The sequence below is a fragment of the Marinimicrobium koreense genome (assembly GCF_003762925.1).
In the GTDB taxonomy this organism is placed as follows: Bacteria; Pseudomonadota; Gammaproteobacteria; order Pseudomonadales; family Cellvibrionaceae; genus Marinimicrobium; species Marinimicrobium koreense.
Genome location: NZ_RJUK01000001.1, coordinates 2,078,536 through 2,095,277, shown reverse-complemented (window position 1 = coordinate 2,095,277; position 16,742 = coordinate 2,078,536). Strand labels below are relative to the sequence as shown.

General features: G+C 60.2%; 12 protein-coding genes. 6 read left to right on the top strand and 6 right to left on the bottom strand.

The window, feature by feature from the left end; genetic code table 11:
- Positions 1 to 6 precede the first annotated feature (6 nt).
- The 3 genes from chrA to EDC38_RS09135 all read right to left on the bottom strand — a co-directional run bounded on the left by chrA (position 7) and on the right by EDC38_RS09135 (position 4,403).
- On the bottom strand, positions 7 to 1,221 hold the full coding sequence (gene chrA / locus EDC38_RS09145) for a chromate efflux transporter (protein WP_246004373.1): 1,215 nt from the start codon (positions 1,219 to 1,221) through the stop codon (positions 7 to 9).
- Between the two features lie 21 nt (positions 1,222 to 1,242).
- Positions 1,243 to 3,063 carry an ATP-binding protein gene (locus EDC38_RS09140; protein ID WP_123638237.1) on the bottom strand — a complete coding sequence of 607 codons (1,821 nt, stop codon included), beginning with the start codon at positions 3,061 to 3,063 and terminating at the stop codon, positions 1,243 to 1,245.
- A gap of 62 nt (positions 3,064 to 3,125) precedes the next feature.
- Positions 3,126 to 4,403: an O-acetylhomoserine aminocarboxypropyltransferase/cysteine synthase family protein gene (locus EDC38_RS09135; RefSeq protein WP_123638236.1), complete on the bottom strand. Its 1,278-nt coding sequence runs from the start codon at positions 4,401 to 4,403 to the stop codon at positions 3,126 to 3,128.
- Positions 4,404 to 4,762: 359 nt separating this feature from the next.
- Here EDC38_RS09135 and EDC38_RS09130 point away from each other — a divergent pair, with 359 nt between their 5' ends.
- The 5 genes from EDC38_RS09130 to EDC38_RS09110 all read left to right on the top strand — a co-directional run bounded on the left by EDC38_RS09130 (position 4,763) and on the right by EDC38_RS09110 (position 12,404).
- Complete coding sequence (locus EDC38_RS09130; RefSeq protein ID WP_123638235.1) at positions 4,763 to 8,527, top strand: nitrate reductase subunit alpha; 3,765 nt, start codon at positions 4,763 to 4,765, stop codon at positions 8,525 to 8,527.
- 8 nt (positions 8,528 to 8,535) lie between these two features.
- Positions 8,536 to 10,068, top strand: coding sequence for a nitrate reductase subunit beta (gene narH / locus EDC38_RS09125; protein WP_024461195.1), 1,533 nt, complete (start codon positions 8,536 to 8,538; stop codon positions 10,066 to 10,068).
- Positions 10,069 to 10,079: 11 nt separating this feature from the next.
- Positions 10,080 to 10,805 carry a nitrate reductase molybdenum cofactor assembly chaperone gene (gene narJ, locus EDC38_RS09120; protein ID WP_123638234.1) on the top strand — a complete coding sequence of 242 codons (726 nt, stop codon included), beginning with the start codon at positions 10,080 to 10,082 and terminating at the stop codon, positions 10,803 to 10,805.
- Complete coding sequence (gene narI, locus EDC38_RS09115; protein WP_246004372.1) at positions 10,802 to 11,500, top strand: respiratory nitrate reductase subunit gamma; 699 nt, start codon at positions 10,802 to 10,804, stop codon at positions 11,498 to 11,500. Before narJ ends, narI begins: the two co-directional genes overlap by 4 nt.
- Positions 11,501 to 11,636: 136 nt before the next feature.
- Positions 11,637 to 12,404, top strand: a complete 768-nt coding sequence (locus EDC38_RS09110; protein WP_123638233.1) for a peptidylprolyl isomerase — start codon at positions 11,637 to 11,639, stop codon at positions 12,402 to 12,404.
- 14 nt (positions 12,405 to 12,418) lie between these two features.
- On the opposite strand, the gene EDC38_RS09105 is transcribed toward EDC38_RS09110, so the two are convergent.
- The 3 genes from EDC38_RS09105 to EDC38_RS09095 are packed head-to-tail and all read right to left on the bottom strand — an operon-like array spanning position 12,419 to position 15,433.
- Complete coding sequence (locus EDC38_RS09105; protein WP_123638232.1) at positions 12,419 to 13,891, bottom strand: PhnE/PtxC family ABC transporter permease; 1,473 nt, start codon at positions 13,889 to 13,891, stop codon at positions 12,419 to 12,421.
- A gap of 19 nt (positions 13,892 to 13,910) precedes the next feature.
- The gene (locus tag EDC38_RS09100) at positions 13,911 to 14,564 is read right to left on the bottom strand and encodes an ATP-binding cassette domain-containing protein (RefSeq protein ID WP_123638231.1); all 654 of its coding nucleotides are present in this window, start codon (positions 14,562 to 14,564) and stop codon (positions 13,911 to 13,913) included.
- Complete coding sequence (locus tag EDC38_RS09095; protein WP_123638230.1) at positions 14,564 to 15,433, bottom strand: putative selenate ABC transporter substrate-binding protein; 870 nt, start codon at positions 15,431 to 15,433, stop codon at positions 14,564 to 14,566. The genes EDC38_RS09100 and EDC38_RS09095 overlap by 1 nt, the downstream gene beginning before the upstream one ends.
- Before the next feature lie 237 nt (positions 15,434 to 15,670).
- On the opposite strand from EDC38_RS09095, the gene senB reads away from it, so the two are divergent.
- Positions 15,671 to 16,654, top strand: coding sequence for a selenoneine biosynthesis selenosugar synthase SenB (senB, locus tag EDC38_RS09090; RefSeq protein WP_211331062.1), 984 nt, complete (start codon positions 15,671 to 15,673; stop codon positions 16,652 to 16,654).
- Positions 16,655 to 16,742: the final 88 nt, after the last annotated feature.

Genomic DNA, 16,742 nt, shown 5'->3' with positions numbered 1-16,742 from the left:
AGGAGATCAATAGAAGAGTCCGAGGGAAACGCTTGCCAGCACTGTGCCCGTCACCACTGTCAGCGGTGACAGTTTCCAGACCGAGAGCAACACAAAGCCCGCAGCGGCGATCAGAAAGTCGGAGGGTGCGCGTACTGCGCTGGTCCACACCGGCTGGTAGAGGGCGGCGGCCAGTATCCCAACCACGGCGGCGTTGGCGCCGGCCATCAGGGGAAAAGCGAAGCGCTTCTGGCGCAGTTGATCCCAGAAGGGCAGTACGCCCAGCAGCAGAAGCATGCTGGGCAGGAAAATCCCCAGCAGTGCAATGCTGGCCCCGAGCAGGCCGCCTAGGTTGGCATCCACCGCCCCCAGGTAGGCCGAGAAGGTGAACAATGGGCCCGGAATCGCCTGGGCGGCGCCGTACCCCGAAAGGAAGGCATCGGCGCTGACCCAGCCGGTGTCCACTACCCGGGATTCGAGCAGGGGCAGCACCACATGGCCGCCACCAAAGACCAGGGCGCCGGAGCGATAGAAGGCTTCGAATAGCGCCAGTGCGTGGGCGGGCCAGAGCGCTACCGCCAGCGGTAGGCCACCCAGTAGGGCGAAGAAGGCCACCAGAAACATGCTACCGGCCCGGCGCGACAAAGGCATCGCTATATGTCCAGCCTCGGGGCGTTGGAGGTTTCGGCACCACACCAACCCGGCGAGTGCCCCAAGGGTGATGGCGCCAATCTGTCCAAATGCGGTCGGGATGAAAACCACCGCCGCAATGCCGCCCAGGGCAATCAGCGCACGGGTCCGGTCCGGACAGAGGTTGCGTGCCATGCCCCAGACCGCGTGGGCCACCACCGCGACAGCCACCAGCTTGAGGCCGTCGATGGCACTCTGCCCCAGGGGGCCGCCAAAGGCGTCGGCGAGATAGGCGAAGCCGAACAGCAGAGCGGCGGAGGGCAGGGTAAAGGCGACCCAGGCGAGCAGGGCGCCGATAAACCCCCCGCGTATCATGCCCAGGGCAAAACCCACCTGGCTGCTGGCCGGGCCAGGGAGAAACTGGCACAGCGCAATCAGGTCGGCATAGCCCTGTTCGCTCAGCCACTGCCGGCGTTTGATGAGTTCTTCACGGAAGTAGCCCAGATGGGCGACGGGGCCTCCGAAGGAAGTCAGCCCGAGCTTGAGGAACGCCAGAAAGACTTCACGAGCAGAGCCTCGCGGGCGTGTGGTGGGGGTGTCCGCCTGGGGCACAGCGATCCTCCGTGGTTGGGTTTAGGCTTCGCGGGCAAACACGCTCGCCTGGCGCAGGCAATCCGGTGTGAAAAGGAACTGGACCCGGGTGCCGCCTCCGGTGCGGTTGCCAATGGTCACATCACCGCCGAGATTCTTACTGCGCTCTTGCATGATTGCCATCCCGTAATGGTTCAACTTTTCCGGATTCTCCGGAATACCCACCCCGTCGTCGTCAATCACGACCGACACTTTGTTTTGCCGGCGCTCGATCTGGATATCGACGCGCTGGCCTTGGCTATGATGCAAGGCATTCTGGGTCGCCTCGCGCACAATCTGCAGCAGGTGGATTTCTTCGTTTGGCGTCAGCGGCAGGCTCTCCAGTTGGTAATCCAGCTCAATGGTCATTTCGGTCTGGGCGCTGAGCTGCTGCACGCTGGTTTGCAGGGCGCCGAGCAGCCCCGGGCCGTCCACTTTGAGACGGAAGGTCGTGAGCAGTTCGCGCAGTTGCCGGTAGGCGGAGCTCAGCCCCTCCTGCAGTTCTTTGGAGACGTCTTCCAGGGTCTGCTTGTCGTCCTTGGCAAGCGCCCGGTTCAAGCGGGTGACCTGGATTTTCAGGTAGGACAGTGCCTGAGCCAGGGAGTCGTGCAGTTCCCGGGCGATCACCGTACGCTCGTGGGCCAGGGACAATCGCCGCGCGTTGTCTTCTTCCGCCTGCAGGCTCAGTGCCATGGCGATCTGGTCTGCCACCGACTGCAGCAATTGTTGCTGCCAGGGGGTGAGGTTGCCGCCTTCCCCCATACGGCAGACCAATACGCCGTAGTGCTGTTGATCCCGGTTCATGGGAAAGCTGTAGCGATAGACCGGGTCCGGCAATCCGGTGCCCTGAGCATTGCTCAGCAACTCGCCGCTCAGGCAGTCGCCACAGTTACGGGTCATACACAGGTCGTAGTCGCTGTCTTCAGGCTTGACTTGTCGGTAGGGGTGATCGCCTGCCGAAGTAATCAGGCACAGCTCCAGATCGTCCACTTGGGCGACATCCGCAGCGCGGTTGATAATCGGCTGAAAGTCGATGCCCTCGGGTTCTTGCGCAATGATTGCCTGAGCGGTCTGGTACAGAAATTCCAGCGTCGTGTTGCTGCGCTGCAGCTCCCGGGTCTGTTGTTCAATCTGCGCCTCCATTTCTCCATGAGCATGGGCGATGGCGCGGCTCATCTGATTGAACGACTCGGCTACTTCGCCGAGCTCATCCATATAGCGGGGCGCCAGTCGGTGCTGGTAGTCGCCCTGGCTGACCCGGCGGGTGACCCCCAACAATTCGGCCAAAGGCTGTTCCACCCGCAGGTGAAGCCAGTACACCACCACGGCGGCCAGGGCCAGAATGGTAAACAGGGCGATTACCTGAACCAGACGCAGCAGCGAGGCATTGGTTTCGGCGTGACGTTGCAGTTCACCGACCGTGGCGTCGATCTGGTCGACCAGGGCTTCGGTGGCGGCAATGCGCTCGTCGGCGCTCAGGTTGTTGAGTTGCGTGCGCAGCTGTCGCCACTGAGCTTCGGTGGTTTCCAGCCGCTGTTCGAGCGCCGGGCTGCGGTGACGCAACAGCTCAAAAAGGGGGTGATTCCAGGTGCTTTCCAGTTGGCCGAGGACCTGTTCACGGCGCTCGGTGCTGGCGGCGGGGCTCTCTTCCAATGCCAACAAGTGGTAAGTGTGCATGCGCAGGGAGCCGGCCAGGTTGATGGCGTGGGCGTCACTGTCGGCCCGGTCGGATAACCAGTAGGACGCGGCCATGGTCAGGGCGGCCAGAGCGACGATGCCCGCGAGGGCGAGCTTGATACTGAGAACCAGGGATTGGGTGCGCATAGCGGTGCCGTTTGAACGGGCCGGCCGGGACTTGAGCCCCGGCCGGCGTTTGACCGATGGGATCAGCCGCTGACTTTCTCCAGGGCCTGATCGATATCGGCAATAATATCATCGATGTGCTCAATACCAATGGACAGTCGCACCAGATCCGCCGACACACCCGCGGATTTCAGCTCTTCCTCGTTCAGCTGACGGTGGGTGGTGGTGGCCGGATGGCAGGCCAGGGACTTGGCATCGCCGATGTTCACCAGGCGCAGAATCATCTGCAGGGCGTCGATGAACTGCGCCCCGGCCTCTTTACCGCCCTTGATGCCGAAGCTCAGAATGCCCGAGGCGCGTCCGCCGCTGATTTTTTGGCACAGGCCGTTGTAGGGGCTGTCCGGCAGGGCGGCGTAATTCACCCAGTTGACTTTGGGATGCTGCTTCAGGTGTTGGGCGACCTTCAATGCGTTCTCGCAGTGACGCTCCATGCGAATGCCCAACGTCTCCAAGCCCTGCATGATCAGGAAGGCGCTGTGCGGTGCCAGGGCTGAACCGGTGTTGCGCAGAGGTACCACGCGGCAGCGGCCAATGTAAGCGGCTTCGCCCAGGGCTTCGGTGTAAATCACATTGTGGTACGAGGGGTCCGGCTCATTCAGCATCGGGAAGCGCTTTTTGTTGGCGACCCAATCGAATTTGCCCGAGTCCACAATAACACCGCCCACGGTGGTGCCGTGGCCGCCAATGTATTTGGTCAGCGAGTGGACCACGATGTCCGCGCCGAACTCGAAGGGTTTGCACAAGAAGGGAGTAGCGACGGTGTTGTCCACAATCAGCGGAATGCCGTGACGGTGGGCGATATCCGCAAGCGCCTGCAGGTCTACAATATTACCGGCGGGGTTGCCAATCGACTCGCAGAACAGCGCCTTGGTTTTGTCGTCGATCAGGCTTTCCATTTTCTCCAGATCATCAAAAGACGCCATGCGCACATCGATGCCCTGACGGGGGAAACTGTGGGCAAACAGGTTGTAGGTGCCACCGTACAACTGACTGGTGCTGACGATATTGTCGCCGGCATCGGTGATGCATTGAATGGAGTAGGTAATCGCGGCCATACCCGAGGCCAACGCCAGGGCACCGATACCCCCTTCCATCGCCGCGACCCGCGCTTCCAGTACCGCGTTGGTGGGGTTCATGATGCGCGTATAGATGTTTCCCTGAACTTTCAGGTCGAACAGGTCGGCACCGTGTTGGGTGTCATCAAAGGTGTAGGAGGTGGTCTGGTAGATGGGGGTGGTGGCCGCGTGCGTGGTGGGCTCGGGCTCATAACCGCAGTGTAGGGCCAATGATTCCAGCTTCATGGTCGGTTCTCCAAACAGGGCGCCGGTGGCGCGGGATTGTTGTTTTAAGGGAGCGGAGACTGTACCACATTCAGGAATGAAAATGACTCGCAAAAACCCCACGTCTATTACGGGATACCACCGATGAATTGAGGGGCACCCAAGTTGTGGTTTCGATGCCAGTTGAAATCCATGAGGCCAACGAAATCAATGGGTTAGGGATTCGGTGCGATACCTCCAAGGGGGTATAAGGGGGCATTTTAGGGGCTTTGGGGGCGGTAGCGGGTTCGCGGATTATTGCGCACTATGAACGGGTGAAATTGATACCGAGCGATGCCCTGATCCGGGCATTGTCATAGCCTCTGTTCAGGAGTCCGCGAATGAGTCACCTTCTCGACAAGCTGCGCTACTTTCAGGCGCAGCGAGAACCTTTTGCCGAAGGCCACGGCGTTACCACTGATGAAGATCGCCAATGGGAGCGCGGCTATCGCCAGCGCTGGCAGCACGACAAAATTGTGCGCTCCACCCATGGCGTGAACTGCACCGGTTCCTGCAGCTGGAAAATTTACGTGAAGAACGGTCTGGTCACCTGGGAAACCCAGCAGACTGATTATCCGCGCACGCGTCCCGATCTGCCCAACCACGAACCTCGCGGCTGCCCGCGCGGTGCCAGCTATTCCTGGTACATCTACAGCGCCAACCGCCTGAAATACCCCAAGGTGCGCCAGTCTCTGATGAAGCTCTGGCGAGAAGCCCGTCAGGAGCACACCGACCCGGTGGCCGCCTGGGCGTCCATTGTCGAAGACCCGGCCAAGGCGAAAAGCTACAAATCCCGTCGCGGCCTCGGTGGCTTTGTGCGGGCACACTGGGACGAGGTGAATGAAATCATTGCCGCGTCGAACGTCTACACCGCAAAAACCTACGGACCGGACCGGATCACCGGCTTCTCACCCATTCCCGCGATGTCGATGGTGTCCTACGCCTCCGGCGCCCGTTATCTGTCCCTGATTGGCGGCAACTGCCTGAGTTTTTACGATTGGTACTGCGACCTTCCTCCCGCTTCACCGCAGGTTTGGGGCGAGCAGACTGACGTGCCGGAATCCGCCGACTGGTACAACTCCTCCTACATCATCTGCTGGGGTTCCAACGTGCCCCAGACCCGGACCCCGGATGCCCACTTCCTGACCGAAGTACGCTACAAGGGCACCAAGGTCATCAGCATCACGCCGGACTACTCCGAGGTCGCCAAACTGACCGACCAGTGGTTGGCACCGCGCCAGGGTACCGATGCGGCCCTGGCCATGGCCTTCGGTCACGTGATCCTGAAGGAGTTCTACGTTGACTCCCAGAGCGAGTACTTCACTAACTACGTGAAGCGCTACACCGATATGCCCAACCTGGTCATCCTCGACGAGGAGGGAGGCCGCCTGCAGCAGGGTCGTTTCCTGCGCGCGGCGGATCTGGTGGATAACCTGGGCGAGGAAGCGAACCCGGACTGGAAGACCATTGCCATCAACAGTGACGATCAGCGTCTGGTCAGCCCCAACGGCTCCATCGGTTATCGCTGGGGCCGCCCTGAGGGCCAGACAGGCCGGTGGAACCTGGAGAACCGCGATGGCAAAACCGGCGAAGAGGTGGATCTGCAGCTGTCCCTGAAAGGCAACAGCGATGAAGTGGCCGAAGTCGCGTTCCCCTACTTCGGTTGTAAAGAACACGACTATGGTTATTTCCAGCACACCGAACATGCCGAAGTGCAGATGCGCAAGGTGCCGGCCAAACGCGTCAAACTGGCCGATGGCCGCGAGGTGTTGGTCGCCACCGTGTACGACCTGACCCTGGCCAACTATGGCGTGGACAATGGTCTGGACGATCCCAACTGCGCCCGGAGTTTTGATGACGACAAGCCCTACACACCCAAGTGGCAGGAGCGCATCACCGGCGTCAAACCCGAACATGTGATCCGCGTTGCCCGGGAGTTTGCCCGCACCGCCGATAAAACCCGCGGCCGCTCCATGATCATTGTCGGCGCCGGGATGAACCACTGGTTCAACATGGACATGAACTACCGCGGCCTGATCAACATGTTGATGATGTGTGGCTGCGTCGGTCAGAGCGGCGGCGGCTGGGCGCACTATGTGGGTCAGGAAAAGCTGCGCCCGCAGACGGGCTGGCAGCCCCTGGCCTTTGGTCTGGACTGGCAGCGTCCGCCCCGGCAGATGAACGGTACCTCATTCTTCTACGCCCACTCCGATCAGTGGCGCTACGAAAAACTGAACATGAGCGACCTGGTTTCGCCCCTGGCGAACAAGGACAAATGGCAGTCCAGTATTCTGGATTACAACACCCGCGCCGAGCGCATGGGCTGGTTGCCGTCTGCCCCGCAGTTGGCGACCAACCCGCTGAAACTGGCCCAAGCTGCCAAGGCGGCCGGTAAAGACGTCAAAGACTATGTGCGCGATCAGTTGGTCAGTGGCGAGCTGAAATTCGCCTGTGAAGATCCGGACAGCCCGAAGAACTACCCGCGCAACATGTTCATCTGGCGCTCCAACCTCCTGGGTTCCAGCGGCAAGGGCCACGAGTACATGCTGCGCCACCTGCTGGGCACGAAGCACGGCCTGATGAACAAGGACCTGGGCGAAACCGGCGAGGCCAAGCCCGAAGATGTCACCTGGCGCGACGAGGCACCGGAGGGCAAGGTGGACCTGTGGGTGACGCTGGACTTCCGTATGTCCACCACCTGCCTGTATTCCGACATCGTTCTGCCGACCGCGACCTGGTACGAAAAGGACGACATGAACACCTCGGATATGCACCCCTTTATTCACCCGCTCACCGAAGCGGTGGACCCGGTGTGGGAATCGCGCAGCGATTGGGATATTTTCAAGGGCATCGCCAAAAAATTCTCCGCGTTGAGCAACGGCCATCTGGGAGTGGAACAGGATGTGGTGACCACACCCATCATGCACGATTCCCCGGGAGAAATGGCTCAGCCTTACGGTGTGAAAGCCTGGTGGAAAGGCGAGTGCGAGGCTGTGCCCGGCGTGACCATGCCCAACATCAACGTGGTGGAGCGGGACTACCCCAACACCTATCACCGCTTCACTTCGCTCGGCCCCTTGATGGACAAATTGGGCAATGGCGGCAAGGGCATCAACTGGGATACCAAAGAGGAGGTTGAATTCCTCGGTAAGCTCAACCGCGTGCATCACGAAGAGGGCGCCAATCAGGGCCGCCCGCGGATCGAGTCCGCCATTGATGCCTGTGAAGTGATTCTGTCGCTGGCCCCTGAAACCAACGGCCATGTGGCGGTAAAAGCCTGGGACGCTCTGGGCAAAATTACCGGCCGGGATCACAAGCATCTCGCGCTGCCCAAGGAAGAGGAAAAGATCCGCTTCCGCGACATCGTCGCCCAGCCGCGCAAGATCATTTCCTCGCCCACCTGGTCGGGGCTGGAAGACGAGCATGTGTCCTACAACGCGGGTTATACCAACGTGCATGAACTGATCCCCTGGCGCACCATCACCGGTCGTCAGCAGTTCTATCAGGATCACGAGTGGATGCTCGACTTCGGTGAGCAGCACTGCCTGTACAAACCGCCGGTAAACCTGAAAACCGTCGAGCCGATTCTCAATCAGCGCAGCAACGGCAACAAAGAGTTGGTGCTCAACTGGATTACCCCACACCAGAAATGGGGCATACACAGCACCTACTCGGACAACCTGCTGATGCAGACCCTCTCGCGCGGCGGCCCGATTGTGTGGCTGAGCGAGAAAGACGCGAAGGAAGCGGGTATTGAGGATAACGACTGGATCGACGTGTTCAACGTCAACGGCGCCATCGCCTGTCGTGCGGTCGTCTCCCAGCGGGTGCCCGAGGGCATGAGCATGATGTATCACGCCCAGGAGCGGATCATCAATACGCCCGGATCGAACCTGACCAAAACCCGCGGCGGGATTCACAACTCCGTGACCCGTGCGGTGATGAAACCCACCCATATGATCGGTGGCTACGCCCAACAGGCTTACGGCTTCAACTATTACGGCACCGTAGGCTGTAACCGCGACGAATTCGTCATTGTCCGCAAGATGGATAAAGTGGATTGGCTCGAAGAAGACGAGCAGACCACTGACAGCCTGGCTAAGTGAGGTAAGGCATGAAAGTAAGAGCGCAAATCGGCATGGTGCTGAACCTGGACAAGTGCATTGGTTGCCACACCTGTTCAGTGACCTGTAAAAACGTCTGGACCTCACGCGAGGGTGTCGAGTACGCCTGGTTTAACAACGTGGAGACCAAACCCGGTGTCGGTTACCCCAAAGAGTGGGAAAACCAGAACAAGTGGAACGGTGGCTGGAAACGCGACAAGAAAGGCAAAATCAAGCCACGCATCGGCGGCAAGCTGCGGGTACTGGCCAACCTGTTCGCCAATCCGGATCTGCCGGAGATTGACGACTACTACGAGCCGTTCGATTTTGACTACCAGACCCTGCACACAGCCGGTGACAAAAAGCACCAGCCGACCGCACGTCCGCGCTCGCTGGTATCCGGTCAGCGGATGGAGAAAATCGAGTGGGGTCCGAACTGGGAGGAGATTCTCGGCACCGAGTTTGAAAAGCGTCGTAAGGACGTGAACTTCGATCAGGTACAGGCCGATATCTACGGGCAGTTTGAAAACACCTTCATGATGTATCTGCCCCGGTTGTGCGAGCACTGCCTGAACCCGGCCTGTGTTTCTTCTTGTCCCTCGGGTGCGATCTACAAGCGCGAGGAAGACGGTATTGTGCTCATTGATCAGGACAAGTGCCGCGGCTGGCGCATGTGTGTCTCCGCCTGTCCGTACAAGAAGATCTACTACAACTGGAAGAGTGGCAAATCCGAGAAATGCACCTTCTGCTATCCGCGCATCGAAGTGGGCCAACCCACTGTCTGCTCGGAAACCTGTGTGGGCCGTATCCGCTACCTGGGCGTATTGCTGTACGACGCGGACCGCATCGAAGAGGCGGCCAGTGTGGCCAACGAGGCGGACCTGTACCAGGCGCAACTGGACATCTTCCTGGACCCGAACGACCCGGCGGTGATTGCCGCGGCTCAGGCCGAAGGTATTCCCCAGGGCTGGATCGACGCCGCTCAGAACTCGCCCACCTACAAAATGGCGGTTGAGTGGAAAGTGGCGCTGCCGCTGCACCCGGAATACCGCACCCTGCCCATGGTCTGGTACGTGCCGCCACTGTCACCGATTCAGAGCGCCGCCGAAGCCGGCCATGTTGGCATGAATGGCGAAATTCCCGACTTGAAATCCCTGCGTATTCCGATTCGCTACCTGGCCAACCTGTTGACCGCCGGGGAAGAGCAGCCGGTGGTGGAAGCGCTGGAGCGGATGATCGCCATGCGCGCCTACAAGCGCTCCCAGCATGTGGACGGCGTGGAAGATCTCGAGGTGCTCAAGCAGGTCGGTCTGAGTGTGGCCCAGGTGGAAGACATGTACCGCTATATGGCCATCGCCAACTATGAAGATCGCTTCGTGATTCCCACCAGTCACCGGGCCTACGCCGAAGACGCCTACGACATGAAAGGCGACTGCGGTTTCAGTTTCGGTAATGGCTGTGCGGACGGCACCAGCGAAACCAGCCTGTTCGGCGGCAATCGCGCCGGGGTTCGCCAGATCATTCCTGCCATCCTGCAGGATTAGGAGAAAGACCGATGAAAAGTTTACGCGTTATTTCTCTGCTGATGGAGTACCCCACGGCAGAGTTGATGGAAGCTCAAGACGAGCTCAAATCTCTGGTCGCCAGTATGAACCTCAAGGGCAAGCAGCGCGATGCGCTGTTGGCCTTTGTCGAGCAGCGCACCAGTGGTGACCTGATGGACTGGCAGTCCGAGTACGATGCGCTGTTTGAGCGCGGTCGTTCCCTGTCGCTACTGTTGTTCGAGCATGTGCATGGAGAATCCCGGGATCGCGGTCAGGCCATGGTGGATCTGATGAACCAGTATCAGCAGGCGGGCCTGGCCATCGACGCCAACGAACTGCCGGATTATCTGCCGCTGTATCTCGAGTTTCTGTCTACCCAAGGGCCGGACAATGCCCGCGCGGGGCTGCAGGAAGTGGAGCATATTCTCGGGCTGCTCGCCGCTCGCCTGAAAGAGCGCGATTCCAACTACGCAGCGCTGTTCGAAGCGTTGCTGCATTGGTGTGGCGATCGGGTCAACATCGAGCAGATCCGGGAGCAGGTGGCCGGTGAAGCCCGGGACGATACCCCCGAGGCGCTGGACAAGGTGTGGGAAGAAGAAGCCGTAACCTTCGGCCCGGACGCCCAGGCTGAAGGCTGCAATGTTCAATACCGGCCGGAGTCCGGCCAGCGTCGGGATCAGGAGCAGATACTGAACCTGATGGAACCTCAACCAGTAAAAAATCGTCAGGAGGCATGATGTCCACTTTTCATCTATTCGCGTTTGGCATCTACCCCTATATTGCGCTGGCGGTGATGTTTATCGGTACCTGGATCCGGTACGACCGGGAGCAGTACACCTGGAAGGCCAGCTCCAGTCAGTTGCTGGAGAAGAAGTGGCTGCGCATCGGTAGCATTCCGTTTCACATCGGGATCATCGGCATTTTCTTTGGTCATCTGGTGGGGCTGTTGACCCCGGTGGAGGTGTGGCACCTGTTGGGCGTGAGTGCCAGCGCCAAGCAGATCCTGGCCGTGGTGGCCGGTGGCCTGTTCGGGGTGCTGTGTCTGTTCGGTCTGGTGGTATTGACGCTGCGCCGCCTGTTCCATCCGCGCATCCGTCCCAACAGCAAGCCCATGGATATCGTGGTGTTGTTCCTGCTGTTGGCGCAGTTGTTGCTCGGCCTGGCTTCCATCTTCATCTCCGTTGGTCATCTGGACGGCGCGGTAATGCTGCAACTGATGCACTGGGCTCAGAGCATCTTCCTGCTGCGCGGGTTGAGTGGTGCGGAATACATTGTCGGTGTGCACTGGATCTTCAAAGCGCACCTGGTGTTGGGGCTGACCATCTTCCTGTTGTTCCCCTTTACCCGTCTGGTGCATCTGTTGAGTGTGCCGGTGAAGTATTTGGGCCGGAATTATCAGGTGGTTCGCCGTCGGGCGAGAGCGTCGATGTAGATCACGTGTGGTTACGGCGGATGCGCTTCGCTTATCCGCCCTACGCGGGTCTATACCGCTGCGCTCGGCCGTAACCCAAACGCGATCTTTCTACCAAACCCAAAACCCCGACTCCACCTTAAAACGGACTCACACCATGATCACCGTCAACCAAACCCAAATCCCCGAAGACAAAGTCCTCGCGGAAATGCAATACCACCCGGCGGAATCCCGGCGGGAGGCCATGTTCAAAGCGGCCGAATCCCTGATCATCGGTGAGCTGTTTCGACAGCGCGCCAAAACGCTCGGCATTCCGGTCAGTGATGACACCGTGGAAAGCTCCGATGAAGATTTCATCGAAGCCCTGATCGAGCAGGAAGTGGCCATACCCGATGCTTCAGAGGAAGATTGCCGGCAGTACTTCGAGGCCAACCCGGGCAAATTCGAAACCTCGCCACTGCTGGAGGTAAAACACATTCTGCTGGCGGTGCCGAAAGAAGACGACGCCGGACGGGCCGAAGCCAAAATGCGTGCCGATGCCCTATTGGACATCCTCAAGGGCGGTGCCGATTTTGGTAAATTGGCCAAGCGGGAATCTTCCTGCCCCTCCAAAGAAACCGGTGGCAGCCTCGGTCAGCTTAGCAGAGGGCAGACCGTTCCAGAGTTCGAACGTCAGGTGTTCGTCGCCGAGCCGGGCCTGATGCCCCGCCCGGTGGAATCCCGCTACGGGTTTCATCTGGTGTACATCGAGCGCAAGATTTCGGGGAAGCCTTTGACCTTCGAGCAAGCCCGGGAAAAAATCGCCGAGTACCTGAATGAAAAAGTCCGGCGCAAGGCGATTGCCCAGTACATTCAGGTATTGATCGCGGAGGCGAAAATCGAGGGGTACGATCTCCAGGTGGATGGTTCGCCGTTGATGCAGTAGGTCGGGTGCAAACCTCAAGGCTCACTCTGCGCGGTATGCCTTAACCGCAACCTGGCCCGCAACCACCGGGCCAGGATATCCACCCCGATATTCAACAACGCGGTAATCAAAATCAACACCATCGCCCGGTCGAAGCGGATTTCCTGAATCGCGCTGTCCACATAAAAGCCGAGAGTCGCAATACCCAGAATCCCGAGAATCGCGGTCTCGCGCATGATGATTTCCCAGCGGTAAAACAGGAATGCCAGGAAGGGGCCATAAATCCGTGGCGTCAGTTCATAACCGTAGCGCTCGACCCCTCGGGGGGCGTCCGGGCGCAGGGTGATTTCGTTGGTGCGCCGGCCGATCAGGTGGCCAATGATACCGCTGTTATGCACCGCCAGGGCGATCACCGCTGGCAGCATGGAGGGGCCCCAGAGCTGCAACAGAATAAATGCCAGCAGGTATTCCGGGGTTGAACGCAGCACCACCAGCACCGTATGGCCGATAGGGCCGGTCAGGCGATTGGTAAAGTGCCGTGAGGCGAGCGGATACAGCAGCAAGGTCAGAATGCCGGTCAGTACCAGGGCGATCTGGGTCAGCACCAGAGTGTTCCAGATGCCCGGCAGCGCCTGGGTGCTGAACAGCTCCGCCAGCCAAACCCATAACCCTTCCAGCCCCTCTCCGTTGCGCAGGGGCGCGGGCACTATGTCCTCGGTGAAAAAACGGGTGACGTTCTGCCAGCGAATCGGCAAGCCGCTGCCGAGCAGAAAGGGGGCGGCGACCAGATACAGCGGGATCAGTTTAGGACGGGCCCACAGGCGCAGAGTACCGATTAACACGTAGAACAATAGCAGTAACGCGCCTACCACCGAGTAGTGTCCTTGAGCAAAGGCCGATTCCAGATAAAACCCCAGTGTGGGCATTCCGACAAAACCCAGCACCGCACTGGAGCGGATGCCGCACTCCAGCCGGTAGGCGGTGTAGGTGACCAGGTGGGGCCAGGCCTGGCTGAACCGGGTGTACACCAGGGCCACCACCGATCCCGTACCGAAGGGCAGAGTGGTGTGCGGTAGAGGGTCGGTCTCCTCCAGTATTTCAGCATAAACCTTGCCGAACACGCCCGCATAGGGGATGGCAATGGCAAGCACCCCGGTCAGCGGGTGCAGGCCGAAAAACTGCAGAAAGATCAGTGCCCAGAAGAGTTCGTGAATGGCCCGAATAAAGGCGCAAAAGGTGCGCACGATTTTTGAGCCGAATACCAGGGCCAATAGCAGCCCGGCGGTCGCGCCCAGCCCCACGCCGACAAAGGCAAAGGCGAGGGTTCGGAGCAGCGCCTCGCCGAGGTAATCAATCTGGGTGAAGTCGGGGCGAATCAGCCCGGAAAACAGCCGGCCCAGCTCGCCCCAGGGGTCGTGGGCACTGATGCTCAGGTCGGCGACAAACAGGCAGGCCAGGGCCAGCGCGACAAAGGCCAGGCTGGTTCTTACACTTGCGGATCGCCACATAAACAGCCCGTTACCCGACTCAGTACAGTGTCAGCAGGTCACTGGCCTGCAGTCGATCGCGGGGTTCGTCCAGGGCAATGCCGCCGTCGGCGATGCCCACCACCCGGTCGGCAAAGTGCAGGGCCAGCTCGACATCATGCATGGCGAGTACTGACGTGGGGTAGGCGTCGGTGAGTGCCGCCAGGACCCGTTCCGCCATGGGGCCATCGAGGGCCGAGGCCGGCTCATCCGCCAACAGGACTTCCCCTTTCTGGTGAATGACCCGCGCCGCCGCCACGCGCTGGCGCTGACCACCGGAAAGCTCCCCGGCTGCAGTCCAGCATTTGTGGTCGATATCAAGGGTTTTCAGGACTGGACGAATCTGCTCGATATCCCGTTTGAACGGGCGCAGCAGAGACAACAGATTGTGGGTGGTGGAGTGCCGCTTCAGCCCGCCCATGTAGACGTTGTGAAACACGCTCAGGGCCGGAACCAGCCCGAGGTCCTGGGGCATCAACGCCGCGCCCAGGGGGCGCCACTGCTGGTACATCAGACTGAGCAGCGTGGACTTGCCTGCGCCGCTCTTGCCCACCAGGGCCACAGTCTGACCGCGCACCACATCAAGGCTGAGAGGGCCGAGTACGCGCAGGTCGCCGTAGTCGGCGACCACATCGGTCAGGGACAGCGCCGTCATCAATCCAGCAGACCGATTTCTTTGGCTACCTCACGGATGACCGCGTAATTGTCATTACTCGCGGGCACGAACGCAGAGCGGGGAAAGCTTTCCAGCATCGCCGGGTCGTCCATGCCAATCAGCGCCGCCCGTACTTTCTCAGTAAAACCCTCGCCAAAGCGTTCGTCTACGTCACCGCGAATGCTCCACTGGTAGTTGGGGTAGCTGGGGGTTTTATACACCACGTGAGCCTCGTCCGGATCGACATTACCCGCTTCAATTTCGGTTTCCCACACGGTGTAATTCACGGCGCCCAACTGATAAGCGCCAGAGGCCACCATGGAAGCGGTGCGACTGTGATTACCGCTGTAGCCGACCCGTGAGAACACCTCATCGGGCGCCTCGCCAAAGGCCTCGCGAATATAATACTCGGGCACCAGGCGGCCGGAGGTGGAGCCTTTGGAGCCAAAGGTGAAGGTCATGCCCCGCATGGCCTCGGTCAGCCCAGAGTTGGGTTCAAGCCCGGTGCTTTTGTGGGCCACAATATAGGTGTAAAACGCCTGATCTTCGGTCCCTTGGGCTAAAGCCTGGGAGCCGGGTACCCGTTCCCGGGCCTGGACCCCGGAAAGCGCACCGAACCAGGCCAGTTGTACTTGGTCGTTGCGGAAGGCGCTCACGGCTGCCGCGTAAGACTTGACCGGTACAAAGCGCACGTCGACCCCAAGTTCCTCTTCCAGATAGTCCGCCACGGCCTGAAATCGCTCCTGAAGCCGGGTTTCATCCTCATCGGGAATGGCGGTGAACACAAAGGTCTGGGCACTGGCACCCAAGGAGGTCAAGCCCAGCACCACAGCGGTGAAGGCAAAGCGAAGGAGGTTGCGTCCTAACATGGTCAAATCCTCTGGTGTGAGTAAAACTGAATGGGCATTCAATCGGTATGGTACCGGAATCCCGATGATCTGTCCGGGGTGCTCTGATGAGTATAGTGTGCCGGCCGATCCACTACGCGATACGTGAATACCGGGTAAACAGACGCGTCCGAGGGGCGCGCGGCGGCGTATGAACGGAATATGCGCTGGACTGTCGTGTTAATCTTCGGCCAGCAAATCGTTCAAAAGGTGGTGATTGTGAAACAACGGGGGCACATCGCATTGATTACGCCCGCGGCGCCGGGCTCCAGGGCCGGCAACCGTGCGACGGCGAGCCGCTGGGCTGGATTGTTGAGGCCCCTGGGCTATCGGGTCTCGATTCATTTGTCGGAGGATGCGCCGACAGGCCGTGCGCCGGACCTGATTCTGGCCCTGCACGCCTGGCGCAGTCACGCTGCCGTCCTTGCCTGGAGGCGGGCCCATCCGGACTCTCCGCTGGTTGTGGTGCTGACCGGAACGGACGTGTACCGGTTTCAGGTCAGCGAGCCCGAGACAGTTTACGCCAGCCTGGATGCGGCGGATGCTCTGATCGGCTTGCACGACTGTCTGGAGGAGGACCTGCCCGAGCGTTACTGGCCGAAGTTGCATGTGGTGCATCAGTCCGCCGAGCCGCTGCCGCCCGGAGTCCCTCAAGCGGTTCGGCGCACGGTGGACATTCTTGTCGCGGGGCACCTGCGGGAAGAGAAGGACTCCCTGCGGGCGGCCATGGCCGTGCGGGATCTTCCTCTGGATTCCCGGCTGAGAGTCGTGCAGTTGGGCGGTGCGCTCTCGGAGGACTGGGCCGAGGTCGCCGAAGATGAGGCGCGACGTAATCCGCGCTATCGCTGGCTGGGGGATCAGCCCCGTTGGCGGGTCAGGCAGTGGATGGGGCGGGCGCGGGCCATGGTCATCAGCTCCCGAGTGGAGGGCGGTGCCAATGTGGTCAGCGAGGCCTGTGTCGCCGGGTTACCAATCATTGCGTCGGATATTGCCGGCAACCGTGGGTTGCTCGGGGAGGACTACGTGGGCTATTACCCGATGGGCAACACCGTCGCCCTGCGGGAGTGTCTGTTGCGTATCGAACGAGACCCGGTCTGGCGGCGCCGGCTCAGGGACCAGGTGATGGCTCGAGCTCCCCTGTTTCAGCCCGAGGCGGAGCAGCGCGCTCTGGGGCAGATCATTGAACGGGTCACCTCTGCCTGAGCTATGGTATCTATAAAGTATGATAAATTAACAAATGGCTGTGAAAGGAATAGTCTGTTGTTATTGATTGAACGATCTGAGGAGTTTT

Bases quoted from the DNA above. Each gene is read 5' to 3' on its own strand.
- EDC38_RS09140 (WP_123638237.1), bottom strand. From the start codon at position 3,063: ATGCGCACCCAATCCCTGGTTCTCAGTATCAAGCTCGCCCTCGCGGGC.
- EDC38_RS09135 (WP_123638236.1), bottom strand. From the start codon at position 4,403: ATGAAGCTGGAATCATTGGCCCTACACTGCGGTTATGAGCCCGAGCCC.
- EDC38_RS09130 (WP_123638235.1), top strand. From the start codon at position 4,763: ATGAGTCACCTTCTCGACAAGCTGCGCTACTTTCAGGCGCAGCGAGAA.
- narH (WP_024461195.1), top strand. From the start codon at position 8,536: ATGAAAGTAAGAGCGCAAATCGGCATGGTGCTGAACCTGGACAAGTGC.
- narJ (WP_123638234.1), top strand. From the start codon at position 10,080: ATGAAAAGTTTACGCGTTATTTCTCTGCTGATGGAGTACCCCACGGCA.
- narI (WP_246004372.1), top strand. From the start codon at position 10,802: ATGATGTCCACTTTTCATCTATTCGCGTTTGGCATCTACCCCTATATT.
- EDC38_RS09110 (WP_123638233.1), top strand. From the start codon at position 11,637: ATGATCACCGTCAACCAAACCCAAATCCCCGAAGACAAAGTCCTCGCG.
- EDC38_RS09105 (WP_123638232.1), bottom strand. From the start codon at position 13,891: ATGTGGCGATCCGCAAGTGTAAGAACCAGCCTGGCCTTTGTCGCGCTG.
- EDC38_RS09100 (WP_123638231.1), bottom strand. From the start codon at position 14,564: ATGACGGCGCTGTCCCTGACCGATGTGGTCGCCGACTACGGCGACCTG.
- EDC38_RS09095 (WP_123638230.1), bottom strand. From the start codon at position 15,433: ATGTTAGGACGCAACCTCCTTCGCTTTGCCTTCACCGCTGTGGTGCTG.